Genomic DNA, 17569 nt, shown 5'->3' with positions numbered 1-17569 from the left:
GATTCACGACGCTCGCGCGGGGCTCGCCGATGGCGGCCGCGCGCATGCCGCTCCGCACCTCGCCTGACACCTCGCCCGAAGGGTTGCCGATGTCCGTCCCCGCTTCCCCGCGCGTCGACGCCGACGCGCTCCGTTGCGTCGATGCGGTCGATGCCGTCGACGCCGCGCTCAAGTCGCGCCGCGCGGTCCGCGCGTTCCTGCCGACGCCCGTGCCGCGCGACACGATCGAGGCGATCCTCGAAGCCGCGAGCCGCGCGCCGTCGGGCACCAACATCCAGCCATGGCGCGTGTACGTCGCCACGGGCGCGACGCGCGACGCGCTCGCGGCCGCGCTCACCGCGGCCTACGACGATCCCGCGCGCGACGAGAAATACGTCGCCGAATACGACTACTATCCGCGCGAATGGGTGTCGCCGTATCTCGACCGGCGCCGCAAGGTCGGCTGGGACCTGTACGGGCTGTTGAACATCCGCCGCGACGAGAAGGCGCGCATGCACGCGCAGCACGCGCGCAATTTCCGTTTCTTCGATGCGCCGGTCGCGCTGTTCTTCACGCTCGAGCGCATCATGGCGCAGGGCGCGTGGCTCGACTGCGGGATGTTCCTGCAGGGCGTGATGACGGCGGCGCGCGCCCGCGGCCTCGACACCTGCCCGCAGGCCGCGTTCGTGCCGTTTCACCGGATCGTCGCCGAACACCTCGGCATTCCCGCCAACGAGCAGTTCGTCTGCGGCATGGCGCTCGGCCATGCGGACCCCGACGCGATCGAGAACCGCCTCGTCACCGAGCGCGCGAGCGTCGCCGAGTTCACGCGCTTTTTCGCTTGAAAACGCATGACGCGGCCTCACTTGTCGGGCAGGACCGCATCGTGCTGCGAACCTGCCGCGGCACGTCCTGTCACATCACGGCCGAAATCGATCGGGCGTAAGATGTGCGTCCGTTCCCTGCTATCGCGCGTTTCCGGAGACGTTTCATGCTGAAACACGGCCTGGCCGTCCTGCTTGCGAGCATCGTGCTCGCCGCCCATGCGCAGAGCCCCGCGCCGGCCGTCGTCGCATGGGAAATCCAGGTGGTGCGCGACGGTCAGACGATCGACACGTTCCAGCAAAACACCACCGTGGGTCAGTCCCGCACCGATACCCATCGCTATCCGTCCTCCGTGCCGGTGGGCTGCGGCAATGCCGCGCGCGTCGTGCCGACCGAGCGCTCGCGCTCGGTGACGGTCGCCCCGCTCGCCGTCGACGCCAACGCGCACACCGTGTCGCTCGGGCTCGACGTGCAGGAAACGCTCGACGACGACAATGCGACGCATGGCGATGCGTGCGTGCCCGCGGCGCCGCGGCAGATCGTCGCGAGCCACCCCGGCCTGGCGGTCGGGGGCGATGCATGGACCGACTGGACGCTCGTCGAGCAGCATCCGCATCTCGTGTACCGCGTGCGTGCGCACGTCGCGAAGGATTGAGCGTCATGTCCGCCGACGCCCTGTCCCTGCCGTTCGCCGAGCCGCACGCCACGCCCGATGAAATCACCGCCGTGAGCTGGAACTTGCACAAGGGCCGCTCGCCGCTCGGCTTCACCGCGTGGAACGCGATGCGCGACTGGATGCAGTCGATGCATGCCGACGTGTATTTCCTGCAGGAAGCGATGGCGCGCCGCATGCCGCGCCCGATGCTCGCACCGGGCTTCGGCTCGCCGATGGACGACGCGGTCGACGACGTGTGGCATTGCCAGGCCACCGAGATCGCGCAGGCGCTCGACTGGCAGATCGCGCTCGGGCCGAACGTGTTCAAGCCGTCGTGGCGGCACGGCAACGCGATCCTGTCGCCGCATCCGCTCGACCTCGGCGGCCGCTGGGACATCTCCGCGCACCGCTTCGAGCGGCGCGGGCTGCTGGTCGCGCGCGCGACGCTCGCGGGCGCGCGCCCGGTCACGCTGCTGTGCGCGCACCTCGCGCTCACGCGCGCCGCGCGGCTGCGCCAGATGCACTGGATCGCGCACTGGATCGTGCGCAACGCGGGCGACGGCCCGTTGATGCTCGCCGGCGACTTCAACGACTGGCGCAACGACTCGGTCGCGCTGTTCGGCGAGATCGGGCTGTCCGAGGTCGCGACGCTGCTCGGTGAATCGGGCCGCACGTTCCCCGCGTTCTCGCCGGCGCTCGCGCTCGACAAGATGTTCGTGCGCGGCCTGACGCCGCTCGAATGGCGCGCGCCGTCCGGCGAAGCCGCCTGGCTGTCGGACCACCTGCCGTACATCGCGCGGCTGCGCCTCGATCCGCAGTAACGCGCCGGCGGCCGCGCGCTCCCGTCAAGGCGCCGCCCGAACGTGTCGGCCTCGGCGCGAAACGCATGGTCGAGCGCGGCCGATCGACGAAAGCCCGTTGAAAGGATGCGTTGCGCCAAATCCGCGCGGCCGCGCGGGTCAAGCCCGCATCTGCCCCAAGCAGGGTAAAATAACGAGTTCCTCAAACGTCTGTCATCGAGAAGGCGCGTGTCCGACGCGCCGGCCGGCCGGTCCGCGATCGGGCCGACGCACTCGGTTTTTTTGCCCGTTTTTGGGCCCGTTACACGCGTCCGCTACGCGCGTCCGTTTTCAAAGCCATGAGCAAATACGACACCGCCACCGTCCAATCCGTCCATCACTGGACCGACACGCTTTTCAGCTTCACCTGCACCCGCGAGCCGAGCCTGCGCTTCAACAACGGCGAATTCACGATGGTCGGCCTCGAAGTCGACGGCAAGCCGCTCGCGCGCGCCTACTCGATCGTCAGCCCGAACTACGAAGAGCATCTCGAATTCTTCAGCATCAAGGTGCAGAACGGCCCGCTGACGTCGCGCCTGCAGCACCTGAAGGTGGGCGACACGGTGCTGATCGGCAAGAAGCCGACGGGCACGCTGGTCGCCGACAACCTGCTGCCGGGCAAGACGCTGTGGATGCTGTCGACGGGCACGGGCCTCGCGCCGTTCATGTCGATCATCCGGGATCCGGACATCTACGACCGCTTCGACAAGGTGATCCTGACCCACACGTGCCGCCTGAAGGGCGAGCTCGCGTACATGGACTACATCAAGCACGACCTGCCGGGCCACGAGTACCTGGGCGACATCATCAAGGAAAAGCTCGTCTACTACCCGACGGTCACGCGCGAAGCGTTCGACAACGAAGGCCGGATCACCGACCTCATCGCGACGGGCAAGCTGTTCACGGATCTCGGCGTGCCCGCGTTCTCGCCGGAAAACGACCGCGTGATGCTGTGCGGCAGCACCGCGATGCTGAAGGACACGACCGAGCTGCTGAAGCAGGCCGGCCTCGTCGAAGGCAAGAACAGCGCGCCGGGCCACTACGTGATCGAGCGCGCGTTCGTGGATTGACCGATCCCTCAGGGCCGTTCCCGCCAATAACGGGAACAGGCCCTCATTGCGCGTCATCAAGAACCGGAGCAAAAGCTCCGGTTTTTTTTCGTCCCCACTTGGCGAATTCGTAACAAACTGGGACCATTCCATCTCAAATAGTTACATTTGGATACGTCATCGCCCGGTGGTCGGATGTCAGTGTTTTTCCTACAACACCTTCATTCCGATTATTCACATTTACCCTTAAATGTCCGCCCGACATGACGTTTTCAGTAGTTTTGAGATATTATTCGGCGCGCGTGGTTGCCGTTCGGAAGAGCATGGAAGGGTCGGATGCATGTGTTACAAGATGTAACTTTTGTTACCTCGGCATGGAGCGATTCTCTGGCGGCGACCGTCATCGAAACGGCAGCCAGCGCACGCAGCCAGCCGGTGTCTGAACCGCTTTCTGAGAGCAGGAGAGTCATGGATACGTCGCTTAACGCGCCCTCGGGCGCCCACGCCCCGTTCCCGTCACGGCAGCGCATGCCTGGCTGCGCTGCTACTCCGCCCATGGCCGACGCCGCGTCGAAACGCGACGCGTCCGCCGCACGGATCGCCGCCCTTTCCGCCGAGCTTCTGGCCGCCGACGAAGCGGCCCGCCGCCATCTGGCCGGCGAGCTGCACGACGGGCTCGGCGCCGAACTGACCGCCGCCCGCTTCGCACTCGCAAACGTTCAAACGTGGCTGCCGGCCGACGCGCCGGAAGGCTGCCTGCGCGCGCTGGCGCTGGCGCAGCAGGCGCTCGATGCCGCGACCGACGCGAATCGCCGGCTCATCGACGAACGCGATACGCCGGCGCTGGACGCAGGCGTGGTCGGCGCGCTGTCGTCGTGGATCGACACCCATGCGGCGCGCACGGGCCTGCGCACGAGCTTCGTGTGCGCGGCCGACGCGCGCCTGACGCAGATCGCCGGCGCCGGTGCGCTCGCGGTGTTCCGCGTCGCGCAGGAAGCGCTGTCGAACGTCGCGAAGCACGCCCGCGCGACGTCGGTCGACGTCCGGATCGTCACCGACGGCACCCATCTGTCGCTGAGTGTCACCGACGATGGGACCGGTTTCGCCCGGCGCCGCCGCAACGGCTACGGCCTCGCCGGCATGCGCGCGCGCTGCGAGGCGTTCGGCGGCAGCTTCGAGACGGTCACGCCGGCAACCGGCCGCGGCACGCGCGTCATCGCGCGCTTCGCGTGGAATTCGCTGCTCGCGGTGCCCGTCGCGGCACGTCGCACGTCGCTTTCGTGAGGCCGCGATGAGCCTGAACATCCTGCTCGTGGACGATCACGCGATTGTCCGGCAAGGGATCCGCCAGTTGCTGATCGATCGCGGCGTCGCGCGCGACGTGACCGAGGCCGAGAACGGCGGCGATGCGATGGCCGCCGTCGACAAGCAGGAATTCGACGTGATCCTGCTCGACATCTCGCTGCCCGACACGAACGGCATCGAGCTGCTCAAGCGCCTGAAGCGCAAGCTGTCGCGCACGCCGGTGCTGATGTTCTCGATGTACCGCGAGGACCAGTACGCGGTGCGCGCGCTGAAGGCAGGCGCGTCCGGCTACCTGTCGAAGACGGTGAACGCCGCGCAGATGATCGGCGCGATCCAGCAGGTCGCGGCCGGCCGCAAGTACGTGAGCCCCGCGATGGCCGAGGCGCTCGCCGAATACGTGTCGTTCGAGAACGAGCCGCTGCCGCACGAGAAGCTGTCCGACCGCGAATACCAGACGCTCTGCATGCTCGCGTCGGGCAAGCGGCTCACCGATATCGCGAACACGCTGTCGCTGTCGGTGAAGACGGTGAGCGTGTACCGGTCGCGGCTGCTCGAGAAGATGCGGCTGTCGAACAACGCGGAACTCACGTTCTACGTGATGAGCAACCAGCTCGTCGACATGGCGCCCACGGCCGGCGCCTGATCCCCCGGCCAGTTCGAATTCGTCCGATCCGGCGGCGCGGTGCATGCCGCGCCGCGCCCAGGCGCGCCCGTTGCGCACGCAGGCGCTTGTTTTCTCGGCCGATTCCGCGGCGCGCCGCTGCACCGCAGCAGGGCTTGCACGCCAAATCGGCTAAAATTACGGGTTTTCACTCAATCGGCGCGCCGTGCCCGCGCGTGCCGGCGATTCCTCCGCAATGTCTCTCTTCCGCAAGAAAAACGTCGATCGCATGATCGCCGGCGCGCAAGCCGCCGGGCTCAAGAAAGCGCTCGGCGCGATCGACCTCACCTTCCTCGGCATCGGCGCGATCATCGGCACCGGCATCTTCGTGCTGACGGGCACCGGCGCCGTCCAGGCCGGCCCCGCGCTGATGCTGTCGTTCGTGATCGCCGCGATCGCGTGCGGCCTCGCCGCACTGTCGTACGCGGAGTTCGCGTCGACGATCCCCGTCGCCGGCTCGATCTACACGTATTCGTACGCGACGCTCGGCGAGCTGGTGGCGTGGATCATCGGCTGGGACCTGATGCTCGAGTACGGCCTCGCGTCGTCGGCCGTGTCGGTCGGCTGGTCGGGCTATCTGCAGTCGCTGCTGCAGGGCTTCGGGCTCACGCTGCCGGCCGTGCTGACGGCCGCGCCGGGCGCGGTGCCGGGCGTCACCACGTGGTTCAACCTGCCCGCGTTCCTCGTGATGATCGTGATCACGACGCTGTTGTCGATCGGCATCCGCGAATCGACCCGCATCAACAACATCATGGTGTTCATCAAGGTGTCGGTCGTGCTGCTCGTGATCGCGGTCGGCCTGTTCCACGTAACGCCCGCGAACTGGCAGCCGTTCATGCCGCACGGCTGGAACGGCGTGTTCGGCGCGGCGGCCGTGATGTTCTTCGCGTTCATCGGCTTCGACGCGGTGTCGTCGGCGGCCGAGGAAGTGAAGAACCCGAAGCGCGACCTGCCGATCGGCATCATCGCGTCGCTCGCGGTGTGCGCGGTGCTGTACGTGACGGTCGCCGCGGTCGCGACCGGCATCGTGCCGTCGGCCGAGTACGCGAACATCTCGCACCCGATCTCGTATGCGCTGCAGGTCGCCGGCGAGAAGTGGGTCGCGGGTTTCATCGATCTCGGCGCGGTGCTCGGCATGCTGACCGTGATCCTCGTGATGAGCTACGGCCAGACGCGCGTGATCTTCGCGATGTCGCGCGACGGGCTGCTGCCGGCCACGCTGTCGCGCGTGCATCCGCGCTTTGCGACGCCGTTCCTGACCACCTGGCTGGTCGGCCTGTTCTTCGGGCTGATCGCCGCGCTCGTGCCGCTCAACGTGCTCGCCGAGCTGATCAACATCGGCACGCTCGCGGCGTTCTCGATGGTGTCGATCGCCGTGCTCGTGCTGCGCCGCACGCACCCCGAGCTGCCGCGCGCGTTCCGCTGCCCGGGCGTGCCCGTGGTGCCGATCCTCGCGGTCGCGTCGTGCCTGTTCCTGATGCTGAATCTGCAGGCCGTCACGTGGGCCGCGTTCGCCATCTGGCTCGTGATCGGCCTCGTGATCTACTTCCTGTACTCGCGGCACCACTCGAAGCTCGCGCACGGCCACCCCGACGCGCACTGAGCGCCGTCATGGCGCGATGACGCCTCCCGCGCGGGGCCGCTGCCGGCCCCGCACGCCCCCTTCTCTCCCGCCCCCTCGGCGCCCGCGCGATCACTGTCCGATCGTCGCGAAATCTTGCCCGATCCTCCGGATTTGCCCGCGCGAGCCGCGCGCCGCCTGCACGCGCGCGCCGGGCGGTTCATAATCCCGCCATCGAACGACGGCGCCGCGCGGCGGGCCGTCCGGCAACAGGAAAAACGATGGAAAGCGTCGATCTCGATGTACTGAAATCCAGCGCGCGCTGGCTCGAAGAAGGGCGGCGCGTGCTGCTCGTGACAGTCGTGAAAACGTGGGGCTCGTCGCCGCGCCCCGAAGGCGCGATGCTCGCGGTGCGCGAGGACGGCCTCGTGGTCGGCTCCGTGTCCGGCGGATGCATCGAGGACGACCTGATCGCCCGCGTGCATGCGAGCGGCATCGCGGCCGATGCGCGCCCGGAAGCGCTCAAGTACGGCGTGACCGCCGAGGAAGCGCACCGCTTCGGGCTGCCGTGCGGCGGCACGATCCAGCTGGTGCTCGAACCGCTCACGCGCGACAGCGGGATCGCCGCGCTGTGCGCGCAGGTCGAGGCCGGCCACCTCGTCACGCGCACGATGACGCTCGCGACCGGCCGCGCGTCGCTGTCGCCCGCGCAGGCGACCGACGGGCTCGCGTTCGACGGCGAACGGCTCGTGACGATCCACGGGCCGCGCTACCGGATGCTCGTGATCGGCGCCGGCCAGTTGTCACGCTATCTGTGCCAGATCGCGGTCGGGCTCGACTACCAGGTGACGGTGTGCGATCCGCGCGACGAATACACGGATGCGTGGGACGTGCCGGGCACGCGCGTCGTGCACTCGATGCCCGACGACACGGTGCTCGACATGAAGCTCGATGCGCGTTCGGCCGTGATCGCGCTCACGCACGACCCGAAGCTCGACGATCTCGCACTGATGGAGGCGCTGAAGACGCCCGCGTTCTACGTGGGCGCGCTCGGCTCGCGGCGCAACAACGCGGCGCGGCGCGAGCGGCTGCGCGAATTCGACCTGAGCGAAGCGGAACTGGCCCGGCTGCATGGGCCGGCCGGCATCTACATCGGCAGCCGGACGCCGCCGGAAATCGCGATCTCGATCCTGGCCGAGATCACCGCCGCGAAGAACAACGTGTCGCTGCCGACGATCCTGCAGGTCGAAGGCGCGAAGGCCGCGCGCGAAATCGCGGCGAACGGCGGCGCGGCCTGCGGCCTCTGACCCGCGGCGGCGGGCGGCCGTGCTCGCGCCGGGCGCCGGCGCAGGCCGGCGCCACCGCCGATCAGGTGAGGCCGGCAGCCAGCGCGGCGGCAACCGAACCGACCACCAGCACGACGCCGACCGTGCGGCGCTTGTTCAGCTCGGTCCACAGCAGCACGCCCGTCAGCGACAGCAGGATCAACGAACCTGCGATCGTATCCATCAGCAGCACCCAGCCGAGGTTCATCCCGACGCCGCGATGCAGGTTGTTCAGCGTCGTCAGGAACGTGTTGCCCGTGCGTTTCACCGACACGTAGCCGTTGCCGACCCAGTACTCGGCCTGCAGGTTCTGGTGCGGCCCGAACACGCCGAATTGCCAGTGCTCGGGCTGCATCACGCGCTTGTCGCCCCACGCGACGGCCTGCGCCGGCTCCTTGCGCATGCGGCCGGGCTTGCCGTCGAAATGCAGCTCCTGCTGCAGCCACTTCGTCATCGCGGCGGGCGTCTTCGGCACCGGATCCGGCAGCGCGATCTGCATCTCCTCGACCTGCGGCTCGCCGGTCGGAATCTTCAGCGGCGGCGCGCGGTGATTCAGCACCACGCCGGTCACCCCGAACAGCAGCCCGAGCACCGCGCCCCACAGCCCGACCCAGCCGTGCACCTTGCGCAGCCACTTGATGAAGGTCGCGCGGCGCGAGCGCTGGCGGCGCGCGGCCAGTTCGTCGTCGCTCAGCGGGCGGCCCGCCGGGTGCAGCATGGTGACGCCGGCGCGCGGCATGCCCGTCTTCGGCGGGTCGATCGTTTCGGGCGCGTTCACGCGAAAGGTTCCATTCGTTCAAAACAACGGGCGGCGCGCAGGAAGTGCGCACCGCCCGGGCAGCATGAAAATGAGAATGGATATCATTACATAAATCAAAAGCCGGCTCAATCCGTGCGCGTGCGGAACGGCGGGTTCCCTGCGCGCCGGAACGCGAAAGAAAGGTGTCCGTTGCAGCACGAAGCCAATCGATCGGCGCACGATGCCGGCGGAATGATCCCGCCGACCACGAGCCGCATGTCGCAAGAAGCCGCGCGACGGCAGGCCGTTCAGCGCAACGGCGGCAGCGGGAAGCGCGGCGCGGCCGCGTCCGGCGCGGGCTCGGTGCGATCGAGCGCGTACAGCCATGCGAGCAGATCGGCGACCGCCTGATAGAGCTGCGGCGGGATCCGGTCGTCGAGATCGACCTGCATCAGCAGCGACACCATCTCCGGTGCCGTATGCACGTACAGCCCCGCGTCGTGTGCGCGCGCGACGATCATCTCGGCGAGCACGCCGTAGCCCTTCGCGACCACCCGAGGCGCCGCGTCGCCGCCCTTCGGGTCGTAGACGAGCGCGGCCGCGCGCTTGCGGGACGTCATGCTCATCACAGCGCCTCGTCGTCGTCGCCCGGCACCCGCACGTCGGCCGCGCCGCGCGCGTACGCGGCGGCGGCGGCCTGGGCGGCAAAGAGGTCGAAGCCGTCCGGCCCGTCGTCGACCGCGCGAATCGACAGCCCGCCCACCTTGAGCCCCGAACCCTCGAGCCGCTGCCGCAGCGCGGCTTCGTTGCGCGTGAGGCGGTCGGCGCCCGTCTGGTTCGCGCGTAGCCGCGCGACGAGCTGTGCGCCGTTCAGCACCAGCTCGGCGTCCACCGTGCCGAGCGAGGGCAGCGTCAGCGTCAGGCGCGTGCGCCACGCGATGCCGTCGCCCGTGTCGTCGTCACCGCCGCCGCGCGGTGCACGGTGGCCCGGCTCGTCGGGTTCGATCGTCCAGTCGAGCCGCGCGCCGGGCCACGCCTCGCCGGTCCAGCGAAACTGGTCGGTCGCGAGCGCATCGAGCTGCTGCCGAACGAGCGGCACGGCGGCCGGGTGCACGGGCGCGAGCGGTTGCGCCTGCGGGTCGGACGATGCGGCGGCCAGCCCGGCACGCGCGGGCGTCCAGTGGGTATCGGCGTGCGCGGCCAGCGGATCGGCGGCGTCGGGCGGCGACGGTGCGCCCGGCCGGGCGGCCGCCGGCGCGGCCTGGGCGGGGTCGCGTGCAGGCGCGCCGCCCTGGGCCGGCGGTTGCGCGGTGGCCCGCGCGGCGGCGGGCAGCGGCGGGCGCGGTGCGAGCAATTCGTCGAGCACGTCGGTCGGCTCGCGCGGGACGGCTTCCGGGTCGGCCGGCACGGGCGCGAGCGCGGTCGCGAGGCGCGCCTGCGGCTCGCGCATCAGTGCCGCGAGCGGCCGCTGGCCGGCCAGCCATTGCGCGAGATGGGATTCGTAGAAGAGGCCGCTTTCGCTCACGGCCTGCGCCAACGCCGCCCGCAACGCAGCGACCGGCGGCGGCGCGGCCGCATCGCGCGCCGCTGCCGTGGACGACGCTTCAGCGGAAGCCGGCGTGGAAGACGCAGCGGGACCGGACGCAGCCGGCGCGCGCGCCGGCACGGGCGTCTCGGTGAGCAGCACGGTGGGATCGGCGAGCAGCGGCAGCCGGCCGACGATCGCCGGCGTCGCGTCGCCGCCCGAGCGCGAGATCGCGTCGAGCACGCGCCCGACGTCGGACAGCGCGGTCTGCGTGGAAGCGGGCGGCGCGGCGCTCGGGCTGCCGGCCGGCGGCGAGGACGACGCGCCGGCGCCGGGCGTGCCGACCTGCGAGGCCGCGCCGCCGCCCGCCGGCGCCGATACGGTGCCGGTCAGCAGGCTGTCGAGGCGGCTCGCCAGCAGCGCGGCCGCAACGGAGTCGATACCGGTCATGATCGAAGCCTGCCTATATCAGCCACATCGTTGCGAATCGGGGCGCGGCACGCCGGTGCCGCCCGCGGGACCGGCACGCGCCGCGTGCGGCGCCGGGCCCGGGCGCCCCGCACCCGCCTCCGGACCACGGCCCTACCCGCGCGCGCGGTACAGATCGGTCAATACCTGGGTCGAGCGCCGCGCCTCGAACAGCGCGGACAGCCGCGCGACGTCGGGACTCGCGAGATCGCGGATCGCGGCGTCGTCGGCCAGGATGCGACGGATCAGGTCGAGCTTGCGGCCGAGATCCGACTCGTCGAGCGCGACGCCCGGATCGGCCTCCTTCAACCCGTCGACGAGTTGCATGAATTCGGCCTGCAACTCCGGCAACGCGCTCCAGTCGGCGTCGCGCGCGGCGCACAGCATCCGGCCCGACACGGCGGCGAGCGCCTCGTAACGCGCGAAGTATTCGGCCTTGTGATTCATCGTGATGCTTCCGCTACCTGTTGCGCGGCCATCCGCGCGACTTCCGGGGCGATGCCCGTCCATGCTTCCTCGAGCGTCGCGAGCAGGCGGTCGACCTCGACCAGCATCGCGTCGCTCGCCTGCGTGTTCGCTTCGAGCAGGCGCCGGCCGATATACGCATACAGCGCATCGAGCCGGTCGGCGATCTGGCCGCCCGCGTCGCGGTTCAGCGACGCCTGCAGGCCGCTCTCGACGATCCGGATCGCCTTGCCGATCGCCTCGCCGCGCCCGGACACGTTGTCCTGCTGCAAATGCATGCGCGCCAGTGCGATCGCCTGCCGTGCGCCCTGGTACAGCATCGCGATCAGCCGGTGCGGGGAGGCGCCCATCACCCCCGTCTCGACGCCGACACGCGCGTACGCATTGGCTCCAGCGTGTCCTGGGGAAAACATGCGCTTCTCCTTGTTATTTGCGTTGGCTAGTCAGGAGCCGCGGCCGTGCGTTGCACGGGACGGCCTTCACCGGAGTTATCGGAAGGGATTTGAAAAGCTTTAGGTGCGCGGAGGCTGCCGTCGGGCAAGCGATGCCGGCCGCCCGCCTCACCCGGCAAGCCCCGAGCCGTCGCCGGACGGCCGTCCCCGGATGGCCGTCACACCGCCATCTGCATGATGTCGTTGTAAGCGCTCACCAACTTGTTGCGGACCTGGAGCCCGAACTGGAAGCCGATATTGGCTTTCTGCATGTCGACCATCACGTCGTTCAGCGAGATGTTCGGCGCGCCGACCTCGAACGCCTTCGCCTCGCCGAGCGCGTGCTGCTGGTCGCCGCTGATCTTGTCGAGCGATGCCTTCATCGCGCTCGCGAACGTGCCGGCCGTCGCCGCGCCCGCGCCGGCCAGCGCCGCCGTCGGGCTCGCGACGCCGCCGGACGCCTGCGCGGCCATCGACTGCATCTGTTGCAACACCGAACCGATTCCGCTGACGTTCGCAGTCATGCTGTCCCCAGACATAGAGAAGAGACCCGGACACACCGGGCGACCCGCCGGCGCCGCACCACGCGCACCATGCCGGATCGCGACAAAGGATAGCAGCGCGGTGCGCGTCAAAGCCGCGAAAGTACGGGGGAAACCCCGCTCTTTTCGGTCGATCGGAGTGCGCCGCGGGTCCCGATAATCGCATCGTGTCATTGTCCGCCCGCTCGTCCGAGCGAGCTCAGTCGTCCCGCTCCGGAGAAACTCGACGCATGGATTCGCAGGCCAACTCGCTGATCAACCCAGACGCCCGCGCGGGCCTCAGCCCGGTGCCCGGCGCCGCCGCGGCCGCCGCGTTGCCGGGCGCGGGCGGCGCAGGCGCAGGCGCGGACTTCGGGCTTGGCGGCTTCGCGGAACGCATTCCCGGCATCTCGCGGATGAAGGGCAACCCGAAGCTGCCGTTCGTGATCGCCGTCGCGTTCGCCATCGCCGCGATCACCGCGCTCGTGCTGTGGAGCCGGGCGCCCGACTACCGCGTGCTGTACAGCAACCTGTCGGACCGCGACGGCGGCGCGATCATCGCCGCGCTCCAGCAGGCAAACGTTCCCTACAAGTTCGCCGATGCCGGCGGCGCGATCCTCGTGCCGTCGAGCCAGGTGCACGAGACGCGCCTGAAACTCGCCGCGATGGGGCTGCCCAAGGGCGGCTCGGTCGGCTTCGAGCTGATGGACAACCAGAAATTCGGCATCAGCCAGTTCGCCGAGCAGATCAACTACCAGCGCGCGCTCGAAGGCGAGCTGCAGCGCACCATCGAATCGATCAATGCCGTGCGCGGCGCGCGCGTGCATCTCGCGATTCCGAAGCCGTCGGTGTTCGTGCGCGACAAGGAAGCGCCGAGCGCGTCGGTGTTCGTCGACCTCTACCCGGGCCGCGTGCTCGACGAGGGCCAGGTCCAGGCGATCACGCGGATGGTGTCGTCCGGCGTGCCGGACATGCCGGCCAAGAACGTGACGATCGTCGACCAGGACGGCAACCTGCTGACCCAGACCGCATCCGCTTCCGGCCTCGACGCGAGCCAGCTCAAGTACGTGCAGCAGGTCGAGCACAACACGCAGAAGCGCATCGACGCGATCCTCGCGCCGATCTTCGGCGCCGGCAACGCGCGCTCGCAGGTCAGCGCGGATCTCGATTTCTCGAAGATCGAGCAGACCTCGGAAAGCTACGGCCCGAACGGCACGCCGCAGCAGGCCGCGATCCGCAGCCAGCAGACCAGCAGCGCGACCGAACTCGCGCAGGGCGGCGCGTCCGGCGTGCCGGGCGCGCTGTCGAACACGCCGCCGCAGCCGGCCTCCGCGCCGATCGTCGCCGGCAACGGCCAGAACGCGCCGCAGACCACGCCGGTCAGCGACCGCAAGGACCAGACGACCAACTACGAGCTCGACAAGACGATCCGCCATACCGAACAGCCGATGGGCAGCGTGAAGCGGCTGTCGGTGGCGGTCGTCGTCAACTACCAGCCGGTGGCCGACGCGAAGGGCCACGTGACGATGCAGCCGCTGCCGCCCGCGAAGCTCGCGCAGGTCGAACAACTCGTGAAGGACGCGATGGGTTACGACGCGAAGCGCGGCGACTCGGTGAACGTCGTGAACAGCGCGTTCTCGACCGTGAGCGACCCGTACGCCGACCTGCCGTGGTGGCGCCAGCCCGACGTGATCGCGATGGCGAAGGAAGCCGCGAAGTGGCTCGGCATCGCGGCGGCCGCGGCGGCGCTCTACTTCATGTTCGTGCGCCCGGCGATGCGCCGCGCGTTCCCGCCGCCCGAGCCGGCCGCGCCGGCGCTCGCGGCGCCGGAGGACACGGTCGCGCTCGACGGCCTGCCCGCGCCAGAGAAGGCGGCGGAGGAAGCCGATCCGCTGCTGCTCGGCTTCGAAAACGAGAAGAACCGCTACGAACGCAACCTCGACTACGCGCGCACGATCGCCCGCCAGGATCCGAAGATCGTCGCCACCGTCGTGAAGAACTGGGTGTCCGATGAACGCTGAAGGCTTGACCAAGAGCGCGCTGCTGCTGATGTCGATCGGCGAGGAAGAGGCCGCGCAGGTATTCAAGTTCCTCGCGCCGCGCGAGGTTCAGAAGATCGGCGTGGCGATGGCCGCGCTGAAGAACGTCACGCGCGAGCAGGTCGAGGACGTGCTGCAGGAGTTCGTGAAGGAAGCCGAGCAGCACACCGCGCTGTCGCTCGATTCGAACGAGTACATCCGCTCGGTGCTGACGAAGGCGCTCGGCGAGGACAAGGCCGGCGTGCTGATCGACCGCATCCTGCAGGGTAGCGACACGAGCGGCATCGAGGGCCTCAAATGGATGGATTCGGCCGCGGTGGCCGAACTGATCAAGAACGAGCATCCGCAGATCATCGCGACGATCCTCGTGCACCTCGACCGCGACCAGGCGTCGGAAATCGCGTCGTGCTTCACCGAACGGCTGCGTAACGACGTGCTGCTGCGGATCGCGACGCTCGACGGCATCCAGCCGGCCGCGCTGCGCGAGCTCGACGACGTGCTCACCGGCCTGCTGTCCGGCAGCGACAACCTGAAGCGCAGCCCGATGGGCGGCATCCGCACCGCGGCCGAGATCCTGAACTTCATGACGAGCGTGCACGAGGAAGGCGTGCTCGAAAGCGTGCGCCAGTACGACGCCGATCTCGCGCAGAAGATCATCGACCAGATGTTCGTGTTCGAGAACCTGCTCGACCTCGAGGATCGCGCAATCCAGATGATCCTCAAGGAAGTCGAGTCCGAAACGCTGATCATCGCGCTCAAGGGCGCGCCGCCCGCGCTGCGCCAGAAGTTCCTCGCGAACATGTCGCAGCGCGCGGCCGAACTGCTCGCCGAGGATCTCGACGCGCGCGGCCCGGTACGCGTGTCCGACGTCGAGACGCAGCAGCGCCGCATCCTGCAGATCGTGCGCAACCTCGCCGAGAGCGGCGCGATCGCGATCGGCGGCAAGGCGGAAGACGCCTATGTCTGATTCGGCGAGCGATCGCGTGGGCACCCTCACCGCGTACCAGCGGTGGGAGATGGCGTCGTTCGACCCGCCGCCGCCCCCGCCGCCGCCCGACGACGCGGCGGCCGCTGCGGCCGCGCTCGCCGAGGAGTTGCAGCGCGTGCGCGACGCCGCGCACGCCGAAGGCCATGCGGCCGGCCACGTCGAAGGCCAGGCGCGCGGCTACCAGGCCGGTTTCGAACAGGGCCGCGAACAGGGTTTCGAGGCCGGCCAGGCCGAAGCGCGCGAACAGGCCGCGCAACTGGCGGCGCTCGCCGCGTCGTTTCGCGAAGCCGTCTCGGCCGTCGAACACGATCTCGCGTCCGACCTCGCGCAGCTCGCCCTCGACATCGCGCAGCAGGTCGTGCGCCAGCACGTGAAGCACGACCCGGCCGCGCTGGTCGCCGCCGTGCGCGACGTGCTCGCGGCCGAACCGGCGCTCGCCGGCGCGCCGCATCTCGCGGTGAATCCGGCCGACCTGCCCGTCGTCGAGGCGTATCTGCAGGACGACCTCGACACGCTCGGCTGGAACGTGCGCACCGACGCGTCGATCGAGCGCGGCGGCTGCCGCGCGCACGCCGCGACCGGCGAGGTCGACGCGACGCTGCCCACGCGCTGGCAGCGCGTCGCCGCCGCGATCGGCAAGGTGAGCACGTGGTGACGCGCTCGCCCGACGCGCTCGCGCACGACGGCATGACGCCGCTCGAACGCGAGCTCGCGCTTGCGTCGTTCGGGCCGGCTGCCCCGCACGATCCCGCATTCGACGCCTCGCCGCACGCGGCATCCGAGGCCGCCGGCGCCGCCCCGCGCGCGCCGCACAATCCGCACCTCGCGCACTGGCGCACGCACCTGAACGGGCTCGCCGCACGCAGCCACCGCGCGCTGCCGCTGCGGCCGTGCGGCCGCCTCACGCGCGCGGCCGGCCTCGTGCTCGAGGCGATCGGGCTGCGCCTGTCGGTCGGCGCCGAATGCACGATCGAACTGCCGCCCGGCAGCACGCTGCCGCACGCGCAAGCCGAAGTCGTCGGCTTCGCCGGCGACCGCCTGTTCCTGATGCCGACCACCGACGTCGCCGGCGTGCTGCCCGGCGCACGCGTGTGGCCGCTCGAGGCCGCGCCCGTCGCCGATCCGCTCGCGGGCGCGAAGCGGCTGCCGGTCGGCTGGGAAATGCTCGGGCGCGTCGTCGACGCATCGGGCCGCCCGCTCGACGGCCTCGGCCCGCTCGCGTCGAAAGTCGACGCGCCGCTGTCGGCGCCGTCGATCAACCCGCTCGATCGCGAGCCGATCCACCATGTGCTCGACGTCGGCGTGCGCGCGATCAACGCGCTGCTCACCGTCGGCCGCGGCCAGCGGATGGGCCTGTTCGCCGGCTCCGGCGTCGGCAAGTCGGTGCTGCTCGGCACGATGGCGCGCTACACGAGCGCGGAAGTGATCGTGATCGGGCTGATCGGCGAACGCGGCCGCGAAGTGAAGGAATTCATCGAGCAGATCCTCGGCGAGGACGGGCTCGCGCGCTCGGTCGTCGTCGCCGCGCCGGCCGACGTGTCGCCGCTGCTGCGGATGCAGGGCGCCGCGTACGCGACGTCGCTCGCCGAGTACTTCCGCGACCAGGGCAAGCACGTGCTGCTGCTGATGGATTCGCTGACGCGCTATGCGATGGCGCAGCGCGAGATCGCGCTGGCGATCGGCGAGCCGCCCGCGACGAAGGGCTATCCGCCGTCGGTGTTCGCGAAACTGCCCGCGCTCGTCGAGCGCACCGGCAACGGGCCCGAAGGCGGCGGCTCGATCACCGCGTTCTACACGGTGCTGACCGAAGGCGACGACCAGCAGGACCCGATCGCCGATTCGGCGCGCGCGATCCTCGACGGCCACATCGTGCTGTCGCGCGCGCTCGCCGAGGCCGGCCACTATCCCGCGATCGACATCGAGGCGTCGATCAGCCGCGCGATGACCGCGCTGATCGACGAAACGCATCTCGACCACGTGCGGCAGTTCAAGCAGATGCTGTCGCGCTACCAGCGCAATCGCGACCTGATCGCGGTCGGCGCCTACGCACCCGGCCGCGACGCGCAGCTCGACCGCGCGATCGCGCTTTACCCGCGCATCGAGGCCTTCCTGCAGCAGGGCTTTCGCGAATGCGCGCCGTTCGCATCGAGCCTCACCGCGCTCGATGCGCTGTTCGACGCTTACGGAGGCTGAT

18 protein-coding genes are annotated in these 17569 nt (G+C 69.8%); 12 read left to right on the top strand and 6 right to left on the bottom strand.

All coding sequences use genetic code 11. The annotated features are described in order from the left end of the window. Nucleotides 1-89 precede the first annotated feature (89 nt). From C5F75_RS02195 to C5F75_RS02160, 8 genes are all read left to right on the top strand, one after another. Nucleotides 90-824 carry a nitroreductase gene (locus tag C5F75_RS02195; protein ID WP_059584035.1) on the top strand — a complete coding sequence of 245 codons (735 nt, stop codon included), beginning with the start codon at nt 90-92 and terminating at the stop codon, nt 822-824. Nucleotides 825-970: 146 nt separating this feature from the next. Then, nucleotides 971-1459 carry a hypothetical protein gene (locus tag C5F75_RS02190; protein ID WP_059583941.1) on the top strand — a complete coding sequence of 163 codons (489 nt, stop codon included), beginning with the start codon at nt 971-973 and terminating at the stop codon, nt 1457-1459. Nucleotides 1460-1464: 5 nt separating this feature from the next. Further along, a complete protein-coding gene (locus C5F75_RS02185) occupies nt 1465-2280 on the top strand; it encodes an endonuclease/exonuclease/phosphatase family protein (protein WP_059583943.1) in 816 nt (271 codons plus the stop codon). Between the two features lie 317 nt (nt 2281-2597). Beyond that, nucleotides 2598-3368 (top strand): ferredoxin--NADP reductase, encoded by a 771-nt coding sequence (locus tag C5F75_RS02180; protein ID WP_059583944.1) that lies wholly within the window; start codon nt 2598-2600, stop codon nt 3366-3368. 447 nt (nt 3369-3815) lie between these two features. Next, nucleotides 3816-4631, top strand: a complete 816-nt coding sequence (rqpS, locus tag C5F75_RS02175; RefSeq protein ID WP_059583946.1) for a quorum system sensor histidine kinase RqpS — start codon at nt 3816-3818, stop codon at nt 4629-4631. 7 nt (nt 4632-4638) lie between these two features. Then, on the top strand, nt 4639-5295 hold the full coding sequence (rqpR, locus tag C5F75_RS02170) for a response regulator transcription factor RqpR (protein ID WP_059583947.1): 657 nt from the start codon (nt 4639-4641) through the stop codon (nt 5293-5295). Nucleotides 5296-5509: 214 nt separating this feature from the next. Continuing rightward, nucleotides 5510-6916, top strand: coding sequence for an amino acid permease (locus tag C5F75_RS02165; RefSeq protein ID WP_059583949.1), 1407 nt, complete (start codon nt 5510-5512; stop codon nt 6914-6916). Between the two features lie 239 nt (nt 6917-7155). Beyond that, nucleotides 7156-8181 carry an XdhC family protein gene (locus tag C5F75_RS02160; RefSeq protein WP_059583951.1) on the top strand — a complete coding sequence of 342 codons (1026 nt, stop codon included), beginning with the start codon at nt 7156-7158 and terminating at the stop codon, nt 8179-8181. Between the two features lie 61 nt (nt 8182-8242). Here the strand turns inward: C5F75_RS02160 and C5F75_RS02155 are convergent, their stop codons facing one another. The 6 genes from C5F75_RS02155 to fliE all read right to left on the bottom strand — a co-directional run bounded on the left by C5F75_RS02155 (nt 8243) and on the right by fliE (nt 12351). Continuing rightward, nucleotides 8243-8977: a PepSY-associated TM helix domain-containing protein gene (locus tag C5F75_RS02155; protein ID WP_059583953.1), complete on the bottom strand. Its 735-nt coding sequence runs from the start codon at nt 8975-8977 to the stop codon at nt 8243-8245. Between the two features lie 269 nt (nt 8978-9246). Further along, nucleotides 9247-9564, bottom strand: a complete 318-nt coding sequence (locus C5F75_RS02150; RefSeq protein WP_059583955.1) for an EscU/YscU/HrcU family type III secretion system export apparatus switch protein — start codon at nt 9562-9564, stop codon at nt 9247-9249. Further along, nucleotides 9564-10913, bottom strand: a complete 1350-nt coding sequence (fliK, locus tag C5F75_RS02145) for a flagellar hook-length control protein FliK (RefSeq protein WP_059583958.1) — start codon at nt 10911-10913, stop codon at nt 9564-9566. The genes C5F75_RS02150 and fliK overlap by 1 nt, the downstream gene beginning before the upstream one ends. Nucleotides 10914-11045: 132 nt before the next feature. Further along, the gene (locus C5F75_RS02140) at nt 11046-11378 is read right to left on the bottom strand and encodes a flagellar protein FliT (RefSeq protein ID WP_059583960.1); all 333 of its coding nucleotides are present in this window, start codon (nt 11376-11378) and stop codon (nt 11046-11048) included. After that, nucleotides 11375-11809, bottom strand: a complete 435-nt coding sequence (gene fliS, locus C5F75_RS02135) for a flagellar export chaperone FliS (RefSeq protein ID WP_059583963.1) — start codon at nt 11807-11809, stop codon at nt 11375-11377. The genes C5F75_RS02140 and fliS overlap by 4 nt, the downstream gene beginning before the upstream one ends. A gap of 197 nt (nt 11810-12006) precedes the next feature. Beyond that, complete coding sequence (gene fliE, locus C5F75_RS02130; RefSeq protein WP_059583964.1) at nt 12007-12351, bottom strand: flagellar hook-basal body complex protein FliE; 345 nt, start codon at nt 12349-12351, stop codon at nt 12007-12009. Nucleotides 12352-12599: 248 nt separating this feature from the next. On the opposite strand from fliE, the gene fliF reads away from it, so the two are divergent. The 4 genes from fliF to fliI are packed head-to-tail and all read left to right on the top strand — an operon-like array spanning nt 12600 to nt 17568. Then, nucleotides 12600-14369, top strand: coding sequence for a flagellar basal-body MS-ring/collar protein FliF (gene fliF, locus C5F75_RS02120; protein ID WP_059583966.1), 1770 nt, complete (start codon nt 12600-12602; stop codon nt 14367-14369). Further along, complete coding sequence (gene fliG / locus C5F75_RS02115; RefSeq protein ID WP_050014223.1) at nt 14359-15354, top strand: flagellar motor switch protein FliG; 996 nt, start codon at nt 14359-14361, stop codon at nt 15352-15354. The genes fliF and fliG overlap by 11 nt, the downstream gene beginning before the upstream one ends. After that, complete coding sequence (fliH, locus tag C5F75_RS02110; RefSeq protein ID WP_059583968.1) at nt 15347-16030, top strand: flagellar assembly protein FliH; 684 nt, start codon at nt 15347-15349, stop codon at nt 16028-16030. The genes fliG and fliH overlap by 8 nt, the downstream gene beginning before the upstream one ends. A 32-nt stretch (nt 16031-16062) precedes the next feature. Further along, nucleotides 16063-17568: a flagellar protein export ATPase FliI gene (fliI, locus tag C5F75_RS02105; RefSeq protein WP_264160265.1), complete on the top strand. Its 1506-nt coding sequence runs from the start codon at nt 16063-16065 to the stop codon at nt 17566-17568. Nucleotide 17569: the final 1 nt, after the last annotated feature.

It is taken from the genome of Burkholderia anthinoferrum (assembly GCF_002925705.1).
In the GTDB taxonomy this organism is placed as follows: Bacteria; Pseudomonadota; Gammaproteobacteria; order Burkholderiales; family Burkholderiaceae; genus Burkholderia; species Burkholderia semiarida.
The sequence above is the reverse complement of the archived record's forward strand: the minus strand, read 5'-3'. Positions and strand labels throughout refer to the sequence as shown.